Below are 24,762 nucleotides of genomic sequence, written 5' to 3' on the forward strand. Positions count from 1 at the left end.
CTATCTCCTCCTTGAAATGGGTTATTCTTTAAATTTCCAAAAACTATTCGTGGTATCGGGTATTTCTTCTTCAATAACCGTTGACTGATCTGATGTCTTCTCTTGTATATCCTTTTGGGATTCTTGTTGAGCATCCGTCCTGGATTCTGATTTGATCCTTTCCGGATGGGATTTGTTCAGGCGTCGATCAGGAGGTGGCTCTGGCAGAGGAGCTTCTGCATAAAATCCTGAGATTTCTTTTTCACTGATCGCTGGCTTCACCTTTTCCTGCTGGGTCTGTATCGGTTCCACTTTTGGCTCTTTGTCTGCTTGATAGTCAATAATTTTGAATTCTGAATCTTCTTCAACTGTTGTAAATTCGTCATCTTGGCCATTAGTATCAAAGAATTCATTCTTTTCTACCAAGATGTTGTTATTATCCAATGTATCTCTCGCAAGAATGGGAGTTTCCAGAGTCAGTTCTGTTTGAAGAACCTCTTCGGTTGGAGAAGGTTTTTCTTCCTTGCGAGAAAGGATCAGTTTAGTTTTAAGAACAGAAAGTGCAGTAAACTTATCAGATAGATTTTGTGATATTATCTTCCATTGCTTCTCGTCTTTTTCGAGTCTCTTTTTAAAATCAAATTCGAAATCTTCCCAGGTGTATATGCGGTTGATGGGGATTTTCAGACTCTTCACAGATTTGACGTAAATAAAAGATAGGATCAGCATGCCAATTAGACATATCAGGCAGAATACATTAGTTAACACAGGCATCGTATTGCCAGAAAAGTTACTCATCATCCGGTTGATTATGCTTCCGATCATCCAGTCAAACGAAAGGATGCAACCATAAAGTGACAGGTAATTAACTTTTTTAACGCACTTGTATACGACAATATGTCCTGTTAAGCCAAGGATCCATATGAAGAACGGGATACCAAACCCCAATGGATATAATCCAAGAAATAAAGCCATTAATCCGATTATTGAAAAGAAGAACAAAGATGGTATGTAAAGCCGTAAAGCGATGGGTACGTATTTTAAAAGGATTTTCACGACATTAATTTGTACCTCCTTCAATAGCACCATCGACGAAGTTAACAACAATCTCTGATCCTGTAGCGTCAGAATATGCTAACAATGGTACATAGACAGAACAAGCTTTTTCGATTTCATGAGATAAGATTGTAGTGAGCTGTTCCCTCTTATGTGGGGATAGTTGATGGATTCTTTCAACCAACGAATGGTCACTTACACAATTTATAGCAAACTGGACTGCATTTGCTGCGTTCGTTTGGGTATTCAATGCCAAATCACTCCTTTCAATAGAAATAAAAAATGCGGCGTACTGAGAGTCCACATAGTAAGAAGACTCTAGCACGCCGCATCTACGGTAGTGTTAGTTAAAGTGTATTCAATTAATACTTCACTAGTTTATCATGATTTACATCAACAATCAAATTAAACTTGATATACCACTCACACTTAACCCTATCTGTAGTATAAATCTATCCTCAATACCTGTTAGTTTAAGGAGTTACCAAGTAAGCCAACCACTCGTGCGTTTATAATTATGTAAGAGCTCGTATTGCTCGCTACGCATGAGTCGTTTCATTTTTGTTCTATATTGTTGGTAATCATGCTTTCTATCAGCTTTACTTTCTTTGTTATAATGAACACTTTTAATTCCCTTACGGAAATCTTTGACCTTCTCTCTTCTGGGATCTTTGAGTTTATTACGATTTTCCAGACTTTGCTGGAGCACCTTTTCCCCAAGATATATCTCTTCCCATGTAAACATCTTCATCCCCGTTATGCCGGGTTAGATTTGGCTTTTGAAGCCATGACCTAAGCATAACTAATAGAAGAAGATCTTTGGATTAAACATGTAATCACCTCATATACTTTCTACCCTTATTTTAATATATAACGTAAAAGTTATTCACTTGTTTACTCACAACAAAAACTTTCTTCTAAGGTTGTATAATGATGCCTCAATTCTCCTTATAAGTGAGGGAGAAAACGGCAGCCGTCAGATGTTAGGGAAAAGCACTTGACGATTGATTCCCCCATTTCTTCTACTCTAAGTTGCCTATTGATTTAGGTTACTACAGTAAAACATTACACAATAATCGTTCCCTAAGGAGGAAATTAATCATGTCATGCTCTCAAACTAACCTAACACCTATCACCATGTCTCCTATTCCATCACCTGTTCTTTCTAGTGGCTTTACTGCTATCTCAGGTCAACGTCTTTACGTTTGCGATAATCCTGAACCTTTGGCTCCTAGCACTTTTACCACACCGATCATTACTCTATGGCAGGATTCTGTGCCAAGTTCGACTTCTGTTCGTTACCGGGTATTTATGTGGCACCATAATGACACTGCGCAAACAATTAAATACGGGTTGACCGTTGGGAATGGTGGAACAAATCCCATCACAGTAGGCTCAATTAAATACGAAACCACGGTTACATCTAACAATGGAGATATTTTGACTAATGCTGGTCTTTGTCTCTCCAAAGCACTTTTGGGTCAAACGTTAACTGCAGACAGTACAACAGTAAGCGTACCAGGTAATTCGGTACGGACTGTTAAAGAGTTCACACTCGCAGCTGGGCAAGTTCGGGGTCTAGTAATGGAGTTTACCCTTTCCAGCGCATCTGCCATGTCAGCTAAAATTCGTACTGTTGCAGGTAATAGTACTTCCGCTGTTCTAAATACACACCAAGGGGCTGTTGTAAGCTCCGTAAAAACACACCCACGAGGAACTTGGAACTATGCTGATGTCCAAGGTAGTAATGCGACACTTACTCTAGATAGCAGCGGTACATCTAATAGTGTTTCTGTTCTTGACCAACCTTCTGTGTTCCCAGGTACACTACCGAATAGTGCTGCTTATGGCGGTATCTACAAAACAAACTTAACAATTAAAAATAATTCTGGAGCTACGCAGACTGTAAACCTTTATCTCAATCCACGTGGCGGGCTATTTGCAGGCGCTGTCAAAGTAGGCAGTAATGCTGTGAACGGCGTTTCCAAAACCAGACCAACGGAAGTAGTGAAAATCGGAGCCTTCTCTCTGTCCAATGGACAATCGATCACTGTACCTGTTCAAGTGACTGCAGGTGGGGGTAGCTCGACACCGATCGCATTCTTTGCTAAAAAGGCTTAATTGTTTTACCAATAATACAAGCGATTCCTAATTTTAGGGGTCGCTTTTTTGCTTTTCATACCATTTTCCCCTATTATTTAGATGAATTGAAACTTTTTGATAACTCACAGCGTTTAGATTATATCTTTCTTTGGAGGCGAAGATTATATGAAACGTATTGTTAAAATTGGACTCGCAGGGGTGTTGCTCACATCCGTATTCAGCGCAGGCGCGTATGCAGCATCCGTAGTTCCTAAGGTCTTTATTCATGGTAATGACATTAAAAGCGGCAGTACAGCTCCAAAACTGATAGATGGTTCAGTATATGTTCCGCTTCGTACCATTTCGGAGGGACTTGGAGTAGATATTCAGTGGGACAATAAAAACAAAACAGTACATGTGAATTCTGACCCACAATTTAAATCCGAAACTGGTAGTGTGACTTATGTGAATCAACGTGACTTAGCTTTTAATTGGATCATGGCATATGATGATCGACGGAAAGAAGATGTGCTTGCCTTAAATGCACCTGGATTCAAAACAGATATCTACAATGAAAGCTTTCCTTCTGGAACCTATAACATGGCAAGTATTGTTGATATGCAGCCTGTAGATCGTAACGATACAAGCATCACTGTACGAATAGTTCAACGAGTCACTGCAGAAGATGATTACAATGTGAAAGTTGAGAAATGGAAGTTTACCTTTGAGGGAACAGATAAAATTAAATCAGTTATGGTTGTACCTAAATCAACGCAATATTTTGATCGCTATACTTTGTTCCCTGGAACCAGTTTTGGAGAATGATTGGAGAAAGCCGGGTATTCCCGGCTTTTTTTGTTAGCATGTGTAAAGTAAACTTCTGGTAATATTAATGCAATCCTGATTGGATACATAATAGTTCTTCATTTATTTTCTCTTTTAGATACGAATTGCTCATGATCGAACGATACAAATCGCCGTTAAATCGATGGATGACCTTTGCAGCAACCCTACGGCCGTAAATGTCATTTAAAGCATCAGATGCTTGGCCCTTGGTCCATCCTTGATCATAATCAATTCGATTTCTTTCGAGTTGGTCTCGTTGAGCAGGACTCATCGCTAGATTACGCCACCTTGCCTCTTTCAATATTATTTTTGTCTTTATATTGCTAAGGAAATTCTCCGCAATTCCTTGAGCGTACTCCAGGGATAATGGCTCGTGATGTAAAGGATATAACTGCTTGTTTTGATTTTCGAAGATGATCCACCAGTGCTCTTCCTCTTTAATCAGGTAACAATACTGTTGGTTTCCGATACTGATATAGTACGCTCGATCCGAAAATGAATTCCAAAGGTAGATCGTTTTGGTGGAGAAAAGGTTTATTTCGCGCATTTTTTTGCCATACTCGAATGCTATTTGTTTTAACCTCTCGTGAAATTCGACAACGGATTCTCCTTCTTCCATGACAACACCAAGGAATAGGTCAAGTTCCTCTTCCTCTTCTTCCTCCAAGTCCAATCGTCCAGGAGGGAAAAGATTGCTCAATGTCATCAGGGAGTGATCTTCAGTGACACCTACCACATCTAAAACCAAACAATCCATTTTATCCGGATATAGACGGGTACCACGACCAATGCACTGAATGTAAAGACTTTCGCTCTTCGTTGGACGGGCCATGAGGATACAACTGACACTTGGTTCATCGAAACCTTCTGTAAGGATCATGCAATTGACCAGCACTTGAATAACACCGGTTGAAAATTCCTGGAGTATTTTAGACCTGGCCTCCTCTGGCAAAGATCCATCTATTGCTTTAGCCCTAACATCATACTTGGCAAGACCTTCTGCTATATCGTAGGCCTGCTTAACGTTAACAGCAAAAACAATGGTTTTACGAGATTCACCGTGCTCCAGATAAGCTTGCACGATCGTGTCAATGACGCTCTCTTTACCCATCTGTTCTCCAAGCTGCTTCTCATTATAATCTCCAGCCATCGTTTCAACAGACTGAAGATCTAATTCATCAATGACGATTTTTTTTCCTCGGACATCACAAAGGTAACGTGCAAGGATGAGATCCAGTATGGATTTTTCCAACACGATTTCTTCGTAGACTTGACCCAATGCTTGTCGATCCAAACGATTAGGGGTAGCTGTGATGCCTAACAGGGGGGGACCGTCTGCCTCAAAACAACCTAAACTCTCCAATACTTTCATGGATCCTTTAGATACACTGTGATGAGCTTCATCATAAATGACCAGGCCTGGCTTTACCATTTGTCTCCCTCGGATAAGGGTTTGGGTGGATGCAACGATTACGTCAGCTTCTTGTTCATTATCCACCCCTTTGACTTTGCCGACTTTAACGTCACCCCAGACCAATTTCATTTTTTCTGCAGTCTGTTTGAGCAGTTCATGACGGTGGGCGATAAAGACGATCGGCAAGCCGTTATTGTATCGGTCCCTGAACAGCTTAGAGATGGAGGCTGCAACGATCGTTTTACCTGCGCCTGTTGGCAAAACAATGAGCTGCCTTTTTACACCCAGTATCAGTTTGTTGAAAAAGGTCTTTTGAGCCTCTATTTGATAATCTCTTAAAGCGATTTCCAAAGAAACCAACCCCTTTTATTCATTTAGCTGAAATGGATCAGCCTCAAAATCCTCAATCTCTGTAACTCCATATAATGCTCGGAGTGAGTCAAATTCCTCAGCAAAGTTCGGATCCCCACCTCTTACTCTCTTAAGATAATCTTCTTCTTCAAAGTAGAAGATCTTATCGACTGTGGCCGCATCAAGATAGTCAGATATAATAAGGGCCTTTTGCGGATTGAGGCGTCTGACCTCATCTGATGTGACTGCCTGCCTTTCGGCCGTAGAAACCGTCTTTTTATCCGGAACCAAACCAAAAACGCTAGACGATACGCTCTCAATAGGTATAGTAGCTGTTCCACAGAACCAAGAAGCATACTCACTGGATACTTGGGAAAGACCGCTTAAAAATACTTTGGTCTTCAAGTTGTTTAAAAGGTTGGCTGCCTTATCCTCTCCATACTTTTGTCTTAGCTGTTCCACCCCTTGAATACCCAGGGCCAGACCCATACGTCTCGAGCGTGCTGTTGCTGCGACCGTGTCAATGATCGGAATAATTCCCAAGTTTGCAAACTCGTCCAAAAAGAACAGAACTGGGAAGCCATCGGTGATGTCCTGGAGCCTTTGGAGGAGCTGTTGGTACAGTACAGCCATAAGTGGGGCAGCATAAAGCGATTTGGTCTCTGGAACAGATACAAAAAGAACCACAGGCTTCTTTTGGTCACCATTCATTCCATACCTTAAATGCCGTGGTTGGATATCATTTCGTTCAGCAAAATGGACTACTCGATCATCCATAAATAGCTGCATATTCGTAGCAATAGTCACTTTGATACTCGCTAAAATCTTTTCAGAACCCGCTGCTTGTTTAAAGAGTGCATATTCACGCCGGCATAATTTATACTTGGCAAATAGAACGTCCATCTCTTCCATATCCATGAAGAGAATGATGTCCATGGCTTCCCCGATTCGAGGGCATTCCGGATTACGATATTTAACATAGAGGAAAGCTGAAACTAAAAGCGGTAATGACATATTAAGCCATGTTGAGTCCCCTCCCCCCTTCCCTTGTATTTCGAAGGCCAGACCCCCATTCATCAATATGAGTTGGGCTATTTCTTTGATTTCCGCATAATCCTTTGCAACAGCAAGCGGATTGTATCCTGGGAAATGATTTTCAAATGGTGATAAACGTATCGTTTCGAAACCACGGCGACGCAATTCCGGACCGGTCTTCCAGTACAGTTCTCCCTTGGGGTCGGTGACAACTGCAGATACTCCTTCATCTAAATCTAAAAGGTTAGGAATAAAAAAAGTACTCGACTTACCTGAACCGGTAGGTCCTACTAAGGCTAGGTGTTCATAGGATAGTTTCTGTGACATTCGAACATTTTGACCGAGGATAAACCCACCTTTCCCCATAATCGGTCGTAAGGTTCTGTAATCCATCAGACTTGCGGTACCGCGGTTATTTGTAGATGCTGCAGCTGAGCTCATTTGGACCTGCCTCCTTCGTTTATTGAAGAACAAAAAAGGCGTCTGAAGAAACCAGGGGATGCCCTGTGTCTCTCCAAACGCCTTACTTGGGGTAGTTTGGTTAAGGATATGTCTTTGTACAAATTCTAACCTATAACCAGTGGCGGTGACAACTGTCCACTATTGGTTACTCAGAAGCATTGTCGGAACTCACTCGTTTCTCTCGGGTCTGTTTACGCTTCTTTTTTATGGCGATGTCCATCTCAATTACGATGATGAAGACAACTGCAAACAATAACACCGTTAGCCAGGGGATATCGATACCAAAAATAAGGCTGCAAAGTACAACAGTAACAACGTAACCCGAGATGTTCTTCAAATATAATCCTGATCTGCTTTTAAAGAATTCTTTCATCATTCTGACCCACTCCCCATATAAGAACATTCTACAGGAAATGATGGTAGTAAGTATGTACCGGTCTCTTTGGATGAACGAATTGGGAAAATATCAAAAAGCATACGAAGTTCATAAGAAGAATCTAGATGATAGTTCTCTCTAAAATATGAAATGAGTTCAGAGGTGACTTCTGGTGTATCAAAGAAAGAAGGATCTACATAGACGGATAGCTGCTCAGTCATATATCCATACTGTATGACACTAAAGAGGATCACATCTACATACTGGCTTTGATTAGTGTTGTGAGAATGACGGCTACTAAGAATGACATTTTTGTTCTCAAATTGGCTTCCTACATAAGTTGGCTTTGAAAATCGAGCTCTTTCAATGAAATAATTCTTTTTTTCAAAGATGGGCTTGCCGTGAAGCGTGGTGAATTTCGGAACGATATTCTTACGCATGGCCAGCTGAGAAATCGTCCGAAGTCTCCGGTAATACTGTGCATAGGATGTAGCAGCGTCAACTATAGGATCAGAAAGATCATTGTTATCTACGTATTCTTTAAATGAGTAAAATATTAATTCGGCTACTTCTGCAGGAGCATTGTCCATAATGAATGACATATCACGATAAATCGAAAGCTCCGGGGCAAACGTGACATTAGGATTGTTTTCTTGGATGTTGCGGATTTGTAACGTCGCTTGACTCTGGTTACCAAACGGCAGGCAACAGAACACGTACCATTGTTGATTATGGTTTGTAAAATACTGCAGAAGCGGTCGCAGTTTTAGATCACTCAGTGTGTCTACTCTGGCAACCTGCCAATGTTGCATAGTTAATTCCTTAAGGTCAGCTTCTTCTACGTTAATGGGTGCCTCGATATACAAGATTTGCCCAGACGCTTGATTAAAGTGAACCTTAAGATCAATATATCGGTCGTTAAGCAGTTGGAAATGAATTTTTATTCTATTCAGCTCATCGAGCGATACAGATTCATTTGAAAAACGAATTTTATAGTGAGTAAATCGATTTACTATATCCATAATCAGTCTCCTTCTGATTTATCATCAGAAGTGCTGATCTCCATTTATATTTGATGAGCTTTAAAATGAGCTTTAAAAGCACATCTCCAACGATAAAGTTGGCTTGGAGCTCCATTCGTGCCGGGAGGTGCTCATTACCGGATAAAGAGAAAGTGGGAATTAATATGTGTACGAGGAAGCCTTGTCTAGAGCGTCCTTGCATAATGTGAGTGCAGCGCTCAACTCAGATTTCGTTGTTTGATACAGTTCTTCGTGAGGCTCACTTGAGCTTAAATCGACTATTTCACTTAACTGCTTGAGTGCTTTGAACAAATCTGGAGCTGCTGCCATGAGTTTAGCTAATTCTAATGCTTGCTCCTGAGGGAGTGATGGTTGAACAAGAACTGTGGCTAACACCTCATCTGAATCAGGTTGAAACGTTTGGTGCGTGTCTTGAAATAAGTCTGGTCCAGTTAAGACTTGGCGTCGGATCGAATAATCACTAGATTCTACACAAAGTTGTAGACCTGTTACATTTGTAATTGCTGGTGTTTCTTTAAATGTTGAATTCATGGTAATAACCTCCTGAAATGATGTTGGATATTCTATACATGAAGCATAAGTCTGTTTTTAAATATTACAACTCTATCAAATCATTGAAGAAATTTAATGATGTCATTCCAAGTGGCTAATATCGTTAGTCCGATCATTAATAGAAATCCTGCAAAGTGTATCCAGCCCTCTTTTTCTGCAGAGATTGGACGAACCATTCCAATCAAAGTTACGAGAACTCTACCACCATCCAGAGCCGGCAAGGGCAGCAAGTTGAAAATGGCTACATTGAGATTCATGATTGCGGCCCAAATCATTAAATTTTGAATCGTTGAATAACTTGCTATATCGAATGTCTGTTTCATTACTCCTGCAGGACCTGATAGGTTAGATAACGCTTCGTTCCCTAAAATGATGTCCTTTAAACCGTAAATCAAGATAGTAGAGTAATGCCAGGCATCCTTCAATGTCTTTTCAAACACGTTCATAGACGAAAAATAGGAAAACAAGATATTGGTCAACAAGATAAGAGCAAGTGCCACCAGGATATTTGCTAATGGACCAGCTAAAAGAATACTTAACTTTTGAATAGATGATTTACTTGATAATAATGAATCATAGTTAGATACCGGGATGATCCTTCTTCTTTTGCCAACGCATATATAGGCATTCTCACTGAGAGGGAGCGTATACAGATCCTCACCATTTAAAAATGTTAATTTCCGATGTTTGTGATCTAGTTTTTTGATTAACACCTTCTCCAGATCTTGATCGTCATTAACCCTATCATAAATGGCAACTATTCCTTCTTCATTTTTATCAAGGTAAAGCTCCTGATCAATAATAAAGTAGGTTTCATCGTCCCCGGCCATTCGTACATAACCACCAATCGGAAATAAGCGTAGGACAAATCTAGTTTGTTTCATCGTAAAAGAAAATAGTCTGGGGCCCATTCCTATAGAGAATTCTGGGCATCCTACATTAGCTTTTTTCGCGATTATAAAATGGCCAAATTCATGGGAGATAACCAGCAACATGAATATCATAACAACGGCCAAAATGGAAAGTATCATCTATTTCCTCCTAAATACTCTGGTAGTGAGAAAAATGATTGCCTATAGTAATTTTTCATGACTTTGAGGAGGAGGATATTTTGAAGCATTATAAAATGCCATCTTCAAACCCATTGATTAATATCATTAATTAAAACAATAAATTAATACCATTAAGGAATGGAAAAGAACCCTACTAGCCCTTGCACAGCGCAGGTTTCCGGGTATCGCTCTATTTTTTTCCTACTTAATCAATTCATGATAGGCAACGTATAAAACAGCAATCCCAATCCACATATTCAACGGATAACCAAAGTAATCATTAAACCCATGTTAAGCAATCCATCAACACAACATGTTTGATATTACCAACAAATATGATTATCAGGTAACACATGCTTATACTCGTTATCCACAACCTAAAAGGATATAAAAAACTGATTTAGTTTTTTAGTATTTTTGAAATTTAATTGGTTAGTACCGTTTTTTTGATAATTATGAAACAAACATGAGACATCTCAACATTCTTTTAGTTTTCAGCCAGCCAAAATTCGTACATTAAACTTTGGAGATCTTTCATCTTATGAAGAACCGTTTGGAGTTTTGAATCGCGCTGGTTGAGATAGATAGAACGATTACCCCTTTGCAAAGCATGGATCCACATGGATTCAATAAGGTGTAATTTCTTCTCTAAGTTATTTCGGTGTGCTTTAGCATCGAGAAGCTCTTTGATCTTGTTCGGATCCTTCCCTTCTTTTTTTGCAATCCGTGAAGCATCTTCTATTAATGAAGATGTTAAATCGTATTCTAATGTGATACCTAATGCAACAAATCGTTCTGATGATTCAGCTACATTTTTGAAATAAGCGGAAATCTCATCTAGCTGTTTCTCATCTTGAATTTCTGAGTAAATCATAGAGTGAAAGGCAGATGAATACAGTAGATCATCAAGAGCTCCAACAAAAATATTGTATGCCAGGTCATAACCCACTTGGCTATAATAGTACTCCATGACTTTTGCCAACTGATTTTTAACTCGTTGGTCGATGACTTCTACAACAAAGCCAGCAGCGTACATTTTTTGAGAAACCCAAAGCAGAGCTCCTTCACTATCGAAAGAGCCCATTTCTTCAAATTCAGGATTCAATCCATGTACGACGACAAGCCAATCTCTTTTTTGCCTACATTCCAACCGTAAATTGAGATACTTGCCGGCTTTTTCAATAATGCTATTCATTTCTCCAACGGTTCGAACATTGAACGTACCGGAATCACGAGTGCCAGACGAGATGAGGTTTTTAACATATGTGACGTATTTTCTACTGGGTAAATAAACATGCTGACATAGCATGTCCAGAACAAATCGTTGAACACGACGATCCTCCGCCATAAATTCAGGTGAGGATAAGAATTTGAAATACTTCACATAGAGGGCTGTGTCTGTACCGCTGTAATCAACAATCGATGATGGATTTACAAAAAGCCTACCATCCTTCTCGTAGATTTCTCCTGTATATTTTGATTCAGATATAATTCGTTTTAATGCGGAAACAGATATGGAAAGCCTATCTTTAATTTCATTTCGTGTTAATGGGATCTCGCCATTGTAAGCAGCGATATTCCCGAGGAGCAGTTTGAATTGAAGTTTCTTTGGAGTATCGTACGTAGTATTTGAAGCTTTAAACATTTCTACCGAATGTTTCATTTTAAGAATCCCTTTCTCCTCACAACCTAAGAAGCGGCATAGAAAAATAAAGGGTTTTGCTTGGAAAATCGAAAAAAATATGATAAAATAATCTCAATAAGTTTCGTTTCCTTACAAAACCCTGCCAGGTGAATTTCTAATAGAGGTTGGTCGGTCAAAACTCTCCTCTACTAGAAATAGGTTGGGTTTTTTTTTATGTATTTTTTTTGAAAATGAAAACGCACTTGCTGATTAGCATGTGCGTATGGTGGTCTCGTAAATGAAAAAGATGACCTTCGCTAGAATCACAACTAGAGAGTTACCGTATAACATGGTCGTATCTTTCTTGTTGCAAAGCATGAGCATGCTAAGTTATTCATAGAATACAGCACTTTTAGAATGAACCCTTCAAATAGGTACTAAATTTTTTGTAACTATTATCTCCTGCTTTATCTAATGAAGAGATCTTTTAAAATGGTTTCATTTCTACTGATGTCAATTATAACAGTCATTAAATTGTATATCAAGATAAACACATTTTTTTTCATTGATTACACTCTACTTTTATTTATTTATGTATCGTTCTAATAAACATCAGATAAATATTTATTTTGAACTAACGTTCCTTATTTTCACAAGCTACTGCATTGTAATTGTAGGCAAATTGGTGTGCTGCTTAAGTTGTTCGCTGTGCCCCTTGAGGGTAACGCTCTCAGTCGGCAGGGGTTGTCCCCCCTGAACTTCCTCCAGTTGATGGATTTTTCTATCTGTTCAATGAAACATTGTTACATCTGTTTTCAACCTAAACAACTAAAATCTAAGTTAACAATTATACTCTTTAAATCGTAATCGTTATCTCTTGTATAATGTAACAAGTTCAATAAACAATGTTCGTTTAAACAAACACCACTGAATAAAATTCTGTAGTCATTGTCATTCACTTCTTCTAAGTAAGCTAAGTCATACGCACTGAGTAAGTCTAATTCTTCATTAAACCTTGTCTCAGAAATGGGTAGTAGTCTTCTGATTAAAGTTTCTCTAATTCCTAAAGCATCTTTGCCCTTAACATATTCCGAGCGTACAAGTAAAGCATAAAAAAACTCGCGAGTTATTCTTGGTAACTCTGATAATTGTTTAATAAGTCTGTTAAATGCTTCATTGATTATTGGAATATTTAAACTAACAGTCTCTTTTTGGTTAATATGTTCAACTAATCTTTCGCAACCGTTGTATAGGTAGGTAGGTCGTTGTTCTAGCCGGTCTAATAAAGATGTCGATTCTCCCGATGGTGTCGTCCCAATCTCAAAATCACTAAATAGTCTAATAAGATCACTTTGAAGCAAGTCATACACCTGTTTAACTTTTTCAACTGGAAGGGTAAGCAGAATTCTTTCTAAATCATTAAAATCCCAGATATCATTCTCAGCAACAAATTGAAGTTCGGTTGCGAGTTCAGAATTGATGGAGTAACTACGTTGCTTTGATCCTAAAATAAGAATAATATAACGATCATACCGCGATTTTTGATCCGTAGTTATCTTTTCTAGAGTTAAGTTTACCTTGCTTGAACTTTTATCAGTAGTTACTTGGATACCCAGCCTCTGAACTTCATCCCCCAAATCTAATCCTGGTTCATTTGATCTTGAGGTATTTAGGTTAACTAAGTTATACCCGTAGATTAAATTCACCAGTTCTTTGATGAAATCCTCACAATATTTGTTTAAATCAGTAAGACCTAAACTACTTCTGGTTTGAAGAACGAAACTTAATTGTCCAAGCCCGTCTAGTATATCCCCTAGTATTTTTCCTCTCGTTAGCATTTCTAAATGCCTCCCCAAATTATATTATTTTTCTTTTTTTCATGCGTTAATTTTAATTATTCAGTAAATATCAATATTCTCAATATTAATCTATGGAATAGCAGATGACAAACAATTACATTTTGTCAGGTTCAAAAGTGACTGTCCTTTATTTTAATGAAAAGTCGTTATAGAATAATCCAGAACACTCATTGTTTTGTATACTTCTTAAATTGAATCGGACTTGTAAGGGTATAATGAAAACGTAAAAGGCCTTCACTGCTGTAACAGTTAAGACCGACGAGTTATCAAGTTGTTGTGTTGATGTAACCGGGTCACGGCAATTTGCTCTGGAATAACTTCATCAAAAAACCACCATCAGGTCCCAACCTTAGTCGGTGGTTTTTTCGTTTTGGCTTGCTGTCTACGACGTTTGATCAATATATAGATTCTCAATATATTTAGCACCGACCGTGCTAATGCAGACAATCTTCTGGTGATCATGCAAAAACCTGTTACAGGCAATCACCTCCCTTTTCTTCGGAATGCAAAAATTCTCGATTGAAACATTGAACTCTTTACTCAACCGCTATATCAAATGTAACATCTGCTACCTTCCATGGTCGGAGTGACCTTTCTCTGAAAAAGTGAACATGAATGGATAAATCATGATCAAATTCATCGCCCATCTCGCTTCCTTGTTCTGATGCAACTACTTTTAGTACCGCAGTGGTATCACTCTTTTGGACGGAAGATGGGTCAACCTCTAAATCGTAAAGCTCACGTACGATCTTTCTCGATTTAGCAATTTGTTCATTCCTAATTTTTAACTGACTGAAAGCAGCTTGATAACCAGGTGAAAGGTAGGCGTTGGATCCATTCATGTATTCGGAAGTATCTTCATAATCAATGTTTCTCAAGTCTTGGGCTACAACCATCGCGATTTCTTCTACACTTAATGAAGGTTCGGCAATGTCTGCAGTTGTTTCATTTGATGGCTGGGAAACTTCTATGGTTTGCTCCGTTGTAGGGTTGGATATTGGGGCTTCCTTGGCCTGTGTATCATGGATTTCGTACGCGCTTAGCGGGCCATTTACGGTGCACCCACCAAGGAGAGCGGAAATAATGATGGTAAACATAATCCTGCTGCAATGCATGATTTCTCTTCCTCCTTGCAGAAAATTAGGGTTGATTAAATGGCTAAGGGAAGGTAAAATCGCCTCTTTTTCCTGGCTTTGTAATATACAATACTTACGTAGTATTTTTATACTGCGCCAGTTTCTTGCCGAGATTGTATTCGCTCGTATTCCCCATACTCTCCCTCCCCATCACTTCAGTGTTAAAACACTCTCTTATGAGCTAAGGAAAAAGGGATAAGTTATCCCCTACCCCTCTAGTCTCTGGTATGAAAAATCGTTGGTCACAATTGTTCCGCTGAAGCCGATTTTACCCTCATAAAGTACCTTTCCTTCGCGGTTAGTCAATGACCCAACACCTATCTTTTGGTCATCAGATATGGTTCCTTTAAAGACTCTCTTATCCGGTAGTAATAAGGCCCCTTCTTTAAGAGATTGACGCCCGAATGTCCCCTCAAAGAAGGCAGATCCATTTGCAGAAAGTACGCCGCTTACAATCTCACCTTTATTAAATAGACCTTTGATTTTTATCTTACCATCGCTTGATAGGTTCACGGTTCCTTCTCCATTCGGGAGACCATTTAACCAGGTACCCGTATATACGATATCTAATTTCTGTGAGAGCAACGTTCCCTGTCCATTTGGTTTGTCCGATTGATTCATCTGTCCAACATACTTACTTCCCCAATTTATCTTCATACCACTATTCCCTGGTATAGCCCAACCATCATTCGTAAAGATTCGTACGTCCTGCGTAGTCACCTCATTTAGTTCAGGAAGATTTACATCGACTGTTTGACCCATGGATACCCAGTGAACAGTACCTCCGATTGTCTCCACGAAGGTGATCGGTACAAACGTTTCCTTATTAATCAGTACTGCCGGGCTACCCATATCCTTTCGTTCTCCATTGAACAAAATGTAACGTGAGCCGGCATTCTCACCAACGCCTGATCCAGAATGAACTATTATTTCTTGGCCATTCTGAATTTTTATAAGGGCATCCATCGTGTTATCTTGGTACTTGATTTCGGCACCCAATGGTTCAAGTATTTTTCTTACCGGTACCATAGTAATTTCTCCAATTTTAAATGGTTTAGAGCCAGCTAACTCTTGTGATACTCCATTAATAAGGATATGTACTGGGGCGTCTTCTTGAGCAAACACTTGTTGTATATTTGGTGCTGAGCAAGCCGTTGTTAATAAAGCAGTACTTATGGATAGCAGCACCGCCATTCTTCTAATTGTCATCAATTTACCTCCAGGAAGTATTTTCTCTATCAATTGTAATCCATTTATACGCACTATGTAAATCATGTATTACATTAATTAATTATAATTTTTTTTTTTGGTTATGTTTCTATACATGAGTGGTGTGCAATTCATTATCCTCAACTGTGCATAGAATAAATGGGTCTAGCAACAAAAAAAGAGTAGTCTGTTAAACTAACAGACCACTCATTGAGCTAACGTTCCCTTTGGCTAATTGACACTTTATAACAAAATGGAGAATTCGGTTAATTTCAGGTTTTTGTAAGACTTTCGGTAATTCCAAGTTTTTTCATCTCGCTCATATGAAACTTTCTCCAGGCCTTATACTCCTCACGATGTTTAAAGAACATTACGTTATGGATCTTATAATATTCCTCATCATCGAGAAATCCATATGGTCCTGAAAGTTCGTTGCTTGTCCGCTGTAACAATTGGAATAGAGCATCATCCATACCTTCCTCATTATCAAAACTAGTGGAAAAATACATACTAGCCACAAACGCCTTTATCTCCGTTTCCTTGCAATTGGAACTTAGGTGATTAAAGAGATTTTTATACTTTATGAATGGAGAGCGCATTAAGAAGGTTGCTAAGTCTGACATTAAAGGTACATTAATAATCCGGTCTGTGTAAAAACTTTTTGCCATTAAAAACTCAACCATAAAGTCGAAACTAGCATTAACATAATCAGCAGGATACACCAATGAAGATAATTTCTTACTAAAATAATTTTTTTTGATTTCTCTCCATCTTTTTTCTTTTATAAAGTCCTGTATGTGATCACTAAGAAGGTCCAGATGTGGATCTATTTCTGGTTTTAGCAACTCATACATGGTTTGCGCCAAAATCCATGCAGCGCGATGATTGGAAAGTTTTTTTCCACTTTTAACTGATGTTCCGAAATCAAGAATTTTAATCTTTTGAATGGGTGTTATGATGATGTTATCTGAATGCAGATCTCCGTGATATATATTCTGATCATGAATATGATCAAGAGTTTCGATTATTTGCTTCGCTACCAAAGCTCTCTCATGAAAAGAGGGATGATTTTTTAACCAATTCCTCAAAGTCATACCGTTGATGAGATCTAGCTCTGCATAGATGTACCCTTCCGAAACTCCAGAATACTTTATATTTACCACATTAGGATGTTCAGCTTTTTTTAACTTTTTTGACTCTAACAATGCCTTCTCATCTTTCAGCCATACTTTTATTGCTAGGGCTGAATCTAAACGTGTGTCTATGCATTCCAACACAAATCCATTTATTCCCGCCCCTAAAAAGGAAACTATCTTTCGGTCTGAAAAAGTAACCATATCCTCCTCAATGTTTACAACATTCTCTTCGGGGTGGACAAAAACAAATGTCTTTTCTACAAAATGTCCCTGTACCTTCTCATGATGACACCCATCTTTGAATAATAATGCCTGGATTCCACATTCGTTTCTTGTCATTTTATCCTTAGTATCCGCATCCTGATTCATTAAGTTTCTAGCACAGATAAGAATTTCTTTAAATGCTGTTACAGCCTCATTTCTATCGTTTGTCACTTTGACACTAGTTTCTTGGTCCAGATTCTTTTCATCATCCCAGAATCTTTTCTTGACTAGGTATGTAGGCATTTGCTCCATCTCCTTACATGTATAGGCATTACCATGAATGCCATCAATCAATTTATTATATTCAATGCGACGCTGTTATTATCCTGTCCTCTAGTTGAACAAAAGCAGCTAATCCACGTGGATAGCTGCTTCGTTAGTTATATTGAGTTGTAGTCCTAGTTAGCTTATAAAACTACTACTTTACGATAGCAACAGGCGACTTGTTTAAATCATATCGAGTAATCTGACTGCTGTCGTTCATGTAATATAGAATACCTCCACCCTCATACACAAACGAGAACGGAGAACCATCGATTTCAGAGGTATTCATGGTATGCAACAATTTTAATTTGGTTGTCGCCGACTTGCTTGCCTGATAGATGGATACTTGAGAATCCTCGACCAGCATCACTGTACCATCTGATGCCGTCTGATAGCTCTTTGCAGAAGCCTTAACTGTTTGCATAACACCTTTACGGTCTATAAAAATAAAGTTGCCATTAGATAGAATTCCTGTAAATCCAAATGAAAACACATCCTTACTTACACGCTCTGAATTGTTCTGACCTTCTCGGTAAATTAAGTTACTTATCTTTTTAGTCCAAGCTACTTTGCCCTCTTTTGTTTTTGCCGTAAAGCTCGTAACATTGTTGCCAAGGTTTTTTTCTAAATATAGATATCCGTCATAACCCAGGCCAGCAAATACTCCTTCTTTGAAATCAAAATTATATCGAAATTGTTCTTTTAATTTTGAATCATAATAAGTCATACGACTTGAAGTTTTGCTTGTCCTATTAATGGTCTGCAGATAACCATCTACAAAGCCGTAATATATCGATGCATTCCAAGTATTCTTGCCCAAAAACTTACCTTTTGGGTTGTACCGGTAACTAATAACACGATCAGAGGCTGTCTCCAGGTATACAAACAGGTTACCGTCAGGCATCAATGACACTCCCGACAACGAACGTATCTTCTCATTAAAGTACTTATCCCATAGCACATGTCCGTCCGGGTGATAAGCTCTTAAACGCTGTTTTACAACCCCAGCCGCATTTTTGATCGGTGTGAGAATATACACTGTACCATTTTTATCGACTTGCGCGTATGTACCGAAGAAGCTAAAGCTAAGATTAGTTCCTGCTGTATAGCTGGTGCTGGACATTAGTTTGCCGGTCTTTTTGTTAAGAATGTACATCTGGTTGTCCATGCTCAAATAATTGTACGTTGTATCAGTAATTCTAACGTTGCTATTCGACATGTAAGTGTGTTCTTCTGGAACTGAAAATGTCCAATCCGGCTTGGGCAGACTTGCAAATTGGTTGGCAGATACACTGCTTGGATTGAGGCTGCAAACAAATAAAACAATTACGAATGCGAGTAAACCGTGTGCACGTTTCAAAAAAAGTCACCTTCTCTATAATTTTGTAGGATTTACAACTGATATATCGTCATTTAATTCGATATTATGAATAGACGAAACGTTTAGTGCATAGGAAAACACTCAGTTAGCTTTCAACCATTATCTCTATTTAATGAGGTGCTAAATTGATTTAAAAAGAAGCACTCAACTCAGATCTCTTATAATTAGAGAAAGAGTGAGTGCTCCTTTAAAAAAATTAGTTCACATTAAATACGAATTCAGCAGCCTCACCAGATGTTGATCCTCGTTTGCCTTTAATCAAAAGCGTATATTCACCAGGAATCATACTTGAGGCAGAACGCTTAAATGTATATAAGATACGATCATCGACTAGTTTACCCACTCCATACGTGAAACGTTTATCTTCCGGATCACGGACTTCAAAAGTAAACTTCTGAGCAACACCATCTACATTATTAGCTACTGAAGCAGTGAATACCACGTAATCACCTTCAACCTGTGCAGAGTACTGCACGTCACTGGCAACCGGTGGTTCAATCATGGAAGAAAGTACAGTAACCGTTTTGGCTTCTGAGTAGGAAGATACTTTCCCAGAAGTGCTGTATGCCTCAACCTTTACAGTGTATACACCAGCAGTGTTAAATACGTACGTCTTCTCTTCACCACTCACTAGGGATGCTCTTGTCTGTTGTACACCTTTTTCATTGTGTACGACATAATACAATGTGTATTGATCCTGCCCAGTCCCTGTAACATGCAACACACCATCTTCATCAACGGAAGCAGAGACCAGTGTAGGTACAGGTGGCAGGTCTACAACAAATTTACTAGCGACTATTTCTTTCGGTTCTCCCAGGATGGAACCTGCTTTTGGAGTAATTCGATAACTGTATTCTGTATTTAACTCCAATCCAACATCCTTGTACGTACTTTGCGTTGTCAGATTGTAGGTTTTAAGAACAGCTCCGTTAAGCATGCGTTCCAGCTTATAACCAGTAGCTCCATCAACTTTATCCCACACAAGTGTATTCGTGTTTTTGGTCTGTGTTTTTACTTCGAACCGTGTCATTTTTAAGTTTTGTTTAACCAAACCATTTTTGATTGCAGTGATACGTTTATTAAGTTGTGTTTTTCTTGAACTTGTTTTCAGCTGACCCACTGCAACAGATGCTAATTCATAGTCGTTTTCTAGCAAGCTAGTTTCAGCAAATTCTACAAGTGTTTCAGCGTCCATGATCAACTCATCATCTGTGCGAGTAGTATCTATCTTCGTTTTAAGAGCTTCAAGTTTTGTTAGCATATCGCTCTTAGATGAATCCGGAAGAGGATTTACCAAGGCTAGGGCATAATAATAGGTATCCCACGTTTTTGCACTTGTTGCACGGGTTACAGCTAAATTAGCATTCTGTACGGCTTTTGTGAGGCTCACTTCGGCCTGCAGCTTAGCTAAGCTCTCTGTTAGTGCATTTTTCTCCATACTTGCCGGCAAAGCATCAATAGCTGTTTTAGCCTTCGTCAGATCCGCTTGTTTTTTCGAACTCTCAGCTGCACTTAATTTCTCTTTTGCAGCATTGATTGCATCCTGGCTTTCTCCTACAGTCGTAATCTTCAATTGAACATCGTTAAGAATTTCAACCAGATAAGATTTCCATGCACCTTCTCTGAGCTTGTCCACGAGGCCTTTAGCCGTATCCAGATCAGTCTGCAGCTGACTTTCTTCGGCTTTGAAAACAGCCTCTTTTGCTGGACCAAGATTCAGTTTAAAGTCAATAATGGATTGGACACTATCCAGCCGAAGATTCAGTTTAGATTGATCCTCAGGTTTCAGCTCAGCTACCTGAGTTCGAGCAACATCTACGTCCTCTTGATTTCTAGACAGTTCTGCAACCCGGACCGAATTTGTTGCTTCAGCCAGTTGATTATTGTACTTGTCTCTTTCATCAATGATGTTTTGCAACGCATCAAGACGGCTTTGGAATGCAGTTTGATCAACTGGAAGCAAGGAGTTTACGAGTTCACGCGCATCATCCAGGTCATCTTGCAGCACTGTTGATTCTGCCTTCTTTACAGCATCTTCCGCTTCCTGTAGCTTTTCTTGATAGTTTTTATTAGAATCGATCAACTCTTGAACCACATCAAGCCGTGTACCCAGCGTCGCTTTATCATAGGCTCTCAGTGCTTTGATTAAGTTACGAGCAGCTGTAACATCCTCTTGTAACAAGCTTGTTTCAGCCTTCTCAACGGCTTCTGTAGCCGATTTTAATGTTTGTTCATAAGAATCATCAATGATCTCTTGAAGATTATCGAGGCGCTCTGATAAGTCCACCTGATCTTTGTCTTTCAGTTTGTCTACCAGATCTCTAGCATGATCAAGATCGGCTTGATCCTTTGTCGATTCCGCCTTGTTAACCGCTTCAATTGCTTCTTCCAGTTGTTTTGTATATTCTTGATCACCGTTAATTTCCGTTTGGATTTTATCCAATCTTGCTGTAAGTGCTTCTTGGTCACTAGTACGCAATTTTTCAACCAACCCTCTTGCCGTATCTACATCTTCTTGAGATTTAGTAGACTCAGCTTTTACTACGCTTGAAACTGCATGTGTAAGTTGCACTTGATATTCCTTTTCGGTATCAATAATAACTTGTACAGCATCGAGTCGTGCTGTAAGATCTGTCTGGTCTTCATCTCGCAACACAGCAACTAATACTCTAGCTGTATCTACTTCTGCTTGCAATAAAGAGGCTTCAGCATTTTCTGTAGCAATAGTAGCGGATCGAATCTGGTTAGTATAATTTTCTATTATCAAATTTTGAACAATACCTAACCGTATTAGCAAATTACCTTGGATCCCATCTGGACGAAGGGCCTTAACTAGTATTAGAGCAGCGTTGACGTCGACTTGTAAAATACTTTGCTCGGCCTTTTCTACAGCAGCGGTTGCTTCAGCAAGTTGCTGAGTATATTTATTATCAATCTCAGTTTGTACATTATTTAATCTTTCATTTAATAAATTTTTGTTTACATAGTCTGCTGGACTTCTTATTTCACTTACCAATTGACGGGCTGTGTCCACATCTGTTTGGGAAAGCGATCGTTCAGCTTGTAATACACCTGCAAGTGCTTTTTCAAAAGTATCTAATCGTTGTTGAACGACATCCAAACGATCCGAAAGATCTTTTTTATCTGTTTCCTTTAACTCACTTACAGATGCTCGTGCAGCATCAATCATAAATTGATCGAGTATGGATTCAGCATCTTCAACGGCTTTTTTGGCCGCCAAAAGTTTATTAGCGTAATCCGCATCACCATTAATCCAAGTTTGGACTGCGTCTAAACGAGCAGAAAGTTCGTCCTTTACAGTTCCACGAATCAGTTCTACCTTATCGCGTGCTGCATCCACATCGCTCTGTGTTTTGGATGTTTCAGCTTTGATAACCGCATCTGTAGCATCCTGTACCTTCTGTTTATACGTAGGATCATTTTGATCAACGATTTCTTGAACAGCGTCTAGACGTGCATTCAAGGATTCTCTGTTTTCATCTTTCAAAGCTAAATTAGCAACAAATTCTCTTGCTTCATCAATATAAACCTGTTGCTTCATTACTTCCGCTAAGAAAACCTTACCGATACCTGAAGCATAGTTATCTTCTAAATATAGAAAATCAATAACATAGCTTGCTTCAGAGTATTTCCCGTACTGATTAGTTGCTCTTGCATAGTAAGTTGTATCTTTTTGAACGTATATCCCAGACGAAGTACCATAATCAGCCCAATAATCGTTACCCTCTGATCTATATTGACGTTTAGTTGCATCAGATGGCCAGTTAATGATTAGCGTAGTCGTACCATCTTTATCACTCGTATCTTTAAGCGTAAAGGTTGGCGGTGCTGGGACTGAATCATCGATTGCACTAATCGTAAATTCGTTAATATCCGAGGAAACTCCATATTCATTCGTGACACGGGCTTCAAGTAGTCCATTCTCTGTGAAGGTTACTGTTTCACCAGAGTTTACAGTTGTCCATTCACCATTCTTAAAACGATATTCCAGTTTCAACTCATCAACACTTGTCGGACTAGTAAAAAGAATTATCATCTCATTATTACTGTACTTAGCAGTCATTTCAGGTTTCGCAGGCTTGCTACCAATCCCCTTAATCAAGTACGTTCCAACTTTCGATGTTCCTTGTGGATTGGTTACTCTTGCCTCAAGTGTTCCATTCTCAGATAAAGTGATGGTATCTCCGGAATTGATCGTTTTCCACCCGGAGCCGTTAAACCGATATTCCAGTATAAGTGTTGTATAGTAATCTGGATTTGTAATGGTAACATCGATTGTGTTGTCCTTCACTTGGCCCACTTTAAAAGTCGGATCCGCCAGTTGCTGGTTTGCAACATTCAGCAATACGGGTACTTTTACAGCGTTCTGTTTGAATCCAAGTTGGCCGACCGAACTATTACCCCAACCCCAGACTTTTCCTTCATGATCAATAGCAACAGCATGATAAGAGCCCATATAGATATTTTTAATATTCAATGAATCATTGACCAGGACAGGCCGTGGATTTGTATTTTCTTTTGCATCTGCAAGTGTACCGGAAGAACTTGTTCCGGCACCCCACACTGATCCATCCGAACGTACGACTAAAGAGCTTCTAGATGATATAGCGATGTCAATAACATCGTTAATTTGAGCATCTTCACCAGTATTCAAGGTGCCAAACTTATGTGGAGAAGTCGCATAAGTAAGGATGCTACCAGACGAATTTCCATAACCAGTTTGTCCATAATCTGTCTTTCCCCAGCCCCAAACCGTACCATCATTCTTTAACGCCAACGTTGAGAACTCGTGACTTACAACTTTCTTGACGTTTGTAAGTACTTGAACCGGAGCCGTGACTGAAGTTCGATCACCATTTCCAACCTGTCCATAGTCATTACTTCCCCATGCCCAGAGGGTTCCGTCGCTTTTGATTGCATATGGTGTTCTATAACCGGCAACAATCTGTACGACATCGGTGAGACCGGCGACCTGTTTTGGGATATGCTTCGTTCCGTCTTCGCTCTCCCAGTACATTTTGCCCCAGGTCCATACCGTGCCGTCACTTTTCAACGCCATGGAGTAGCTGATTCCGGAAGCAACTTGGATCACATCACTGATTCCCTCTACAAGTTGAGGGGTATTAACATCATTGCGACTAGCATTTCCTAAACGACTACTACCGATAGATTGGCCCCAGGCATATACACGTCCATCTGAACGGACAGCTAGTGTAGCGTCTTGGCCATAGGCAACATCAACAATGTTATCCAATCCAAATTGATTAAAAAACAGAACATTAGTCCGTTCATTAGTAGCTAGTTGGTACTCCGCGTTGTCACCCGTTCCATACCAATTGTTATCGCTTGTTTGGATCAGCGTCGTGTCGTAATTTAAAGCAGCCTTGACTCCTGTAAAAGACGAAGCTGCACTTGTTTTATCTGGGTATATAAATGAACCAGATAGCATGGATGCTGCGATCACAGCCGACAACATCCCTTTCAAAAATCTACGCTTCTTCATTTCTTGCTTTCACTCTCCATCTATGTAATATTTTTATCATCGCTTTTAATGATACATGTTTTAACGAGATTTGTAGGCAACCAGACGAGTACATTATGTTCCCCAAACGGGTACATT

Annotated in this window: 18 protein-coding genes; 2 read left to right on the plus strand and 16 right to left on the minus strand. The window is 39.3% G+C overall.

The window, feature by feature from the left end; genetic code table 11:
• Positions 1–21: 21 nt before the first annotated feature.
• The 3 genes from P364_RS0114735 to P364_RS35330 form a co-directional block, all read right to left on the minus strand.
• Positions 22–1,035, minus strand: a complete 1,014-nt coding sequence (locus P364_RS0114735) for an MFS transporter (protein WP_024630872.1) — start codon at positions 1,033–1,035, stop codon at positions 22–24.
• Positions 1,036–1,039: 4 nt separating this feature from the next.
• The gene (locus P364_RS0114740; RefSeq protein ID WP_024630873.1) at positions 1,040–1,285 is read right to left on the minus strand and encodes a hypothetical protein; all 246 of its coding nucleotides are present in this window, start codon (positions 1,283–1,285) and stop codon (positions 1,040–1,042) included.
• Positions 1,286–1,516: 231 nt separating this feature from the next.
• Complete coding sequence (locus P364_RS35330) at positions 1,517–1,780, minus strand: hypothetical protein (RefSeq protein ID WP_236642196.1); 264 nt, start codon at positions 1,778–1,780, stop codon at positions 1,517–1,519.
• A 356-nt stretch (positions 1,781–2,136) separates the two neighbouring features.
• On the opposite strand from P364_RS35330, the gene P364_RS0114750 reads away from it, so the two are divergent.
• Together P364_RS0114750 and P364_RS35335 are read left to right on the plus strand one after the other, a co-directional pair.
• Positions 2,137–3,156, plus strand: coding sequence for a hypothetical protein (locus P364_RS0114750; protein WP_024630875.1), 1,020 nt, complete (start codon positions 2,137–2,139; stop codon positions 3,154–3,156).
• Between the two features lie 147 nt (positions 3,157–3,303).
• Positions 3,304–3,942: a copper amine oxidase N-terminal domain-containing protein gene (locus tag P364_RS35335; protein ID WP_024630876.1), complete on the plus strand. Its 639-nt coding sequence runs from the start codon at positions 3,304–3,306 to the stop codon at positions 3,940–3,942.
• Between the two features lie 64 nt (positions 3,943–4,006).
• Here the strand turns inward: P364_RS35335 and P364_RS0114760 are convergent, their stop codons facing one another.
• From P364_RS0114760 to P364_RS0114825, 13 genes are all read right to left on the minus strand, one after another.
• Complete coding sequence (locus tag P364_RS0114760) at positions 4,007–5,728, minus strand: DEAD/DEAH box helicase (RefSeq protein WP_024630877.1); 1,722 nt, start codon at positions 5,726–5,728, stop codon at positions 4,007–4,009.
• Positions 5,729–5,743: 15 nt separating this feature from the next.
• Positions 5,744–7,204: a type IV secretory system conjugative DNA transfer family protein gene (locus P364_RS0114765; RefSeq protein ID WP_024630878.1), complete on the minus strand. Its 1,461-nt coding sequence runs from the start codon at positions 7,202–7,204 to the stop codon at positions 5,744–5,746.
• Positions 7,205–7,370: 166 nt separating this feature from the next.
• The gene (locus tag P364_RS0114770) at positions 7,371–7,601 is read right to left on the minus strand and encodes a hypothetical protein (protein ID WP_024630879.1); all 231 of its coding nucleotides are present in this window, start codon (positions 7,599–7,601) and stop codon (positions 7,371–7,373) included.
• Complete coding sequence (locus P364_RS0114775) at positions 7,598–8,623, minus strand: hypothetical protein (protein ID WP_024630880.1); 1,026 nt, start codon at positions 8,621–8,623, stop codon at positions 7,598–7,600. The genes P364_RS0114770 and P364_RS0114775 overlap by 4 nt, the downstream gene beginning before the upstream one ends.
• Before the next feature lie 159 nt (positions 8,624–8,782).
• Positions 8,783–9,175 carry a hypothetical protein gene (locus P364_RS0114780; RefSeq protein WP_024630881.1) on the minus strand — a complete coding sequence of 131 codons (393 nt, stop codon included), beginning with the start codon at positions 9,173–9,175 and terminating at the stop codon, positions 8,783–8,785.
• An 80-nt stretch (positions 9,176–9,255) separates the two neighbouring features.
• Positions 9,256–10,227, minus strand: a complete 972-nt coding sequence (locus P364_RS0114785; protein ID WP_024630882.1) for a site-2 protease family protein — start codon at positions 10,225–10,227, stop codon at positions 9,256–9,258.
• Between the two features lie 508 nt (positions 10,228–10,735).
• Positions 10,736–11,911, minus strand: coding sequence for a hypothetical protein (locus tag P364_RS0114790; protein WP_024630883.1), 1,176 nt, complete (start codon positions 11,909–11,911; stop codon positions 10,736–10,738).
• Positions 11,912–12,687: 776 nt separating this feature from the next.
• Positions 12,688–13,710 carry an SMEK domain-containing protein gene (locus P364_RS36190; protein WP_024630884.1) on the minus strand — a complete coding sequence of 341 codons (1,023 nt, stop codon included), beginning with the start codon at positions 13,708–13,710 and terminating at the stop codon, positions 12,688–12,690.
• Positions 13,711–14,267: 557 nt separating this feature from the next.
• Positions 14,268–14,846: a hypothetical protein gene (locus tag P364_RS0114800; RefSeq protein ID WP_152532708.1), complete on the minus strand. Its 579-nt coding sequence runs from the start codon at positions 14,844–14,846 to the stop codon at positions 14,268–14,270.
• 228 nt (positions 14,847–15,074) lie between these two features.
• Entirely contained in the window at positions 15,075–16,076 is a 1,002-nt protein-coding gene (locus P364_RS0114810; RefSeq protein ID WP_024630887.1) for a stalk domain-containing protein, read from the minus strand.
• Between the two features lie 272 nt (positions 16,077–16,348).
• A complete protein-coding gene (locus P364_RS0114815) occupies positions 16,349–17,719 on the minus strand; it encodes a protein kinase domain-containing protein (RefSeq protein WP_024630888.1) in 1,371 nt (456 codons plus the stop codon).
• Between the two features lie 175 nt (positions 17,720–17,894).
• Positions 17,895–19,100, minus strand: a complete 1,206-nt coding sequence (locus tag P364_RS0114820; protein ID WP_024630889.1) for a hypothetical protein — start codon at positions 19,098–19,100, stop codon at positions 17,895–17,897.
• Positions 19,101–19,317: 217 nt separating this feature from the next.
• On the minus strand, positions 19,318–24,645 hold the full coding sequence (locus P364_RS0114825; protein ID WP_024630890.1) for an RCC1 domain-containing protein: 5,328 nt from the start codon (positions 24,643–24,645) through the stop codon (positions 19,318–19,320).
• Between the last annotated feature and the right edge of the window lie 117 nt (positions 24,646–24,762).

This window comes from Paenibacillus sp. MAEPY2 (assembly GCF_000499205.1).
GTDB lineage: Bacteria > Bacillota > Bacilli > Paenibacillales > Paenibacillaceae > Paenibacillus > Paenibacillus vandeheii.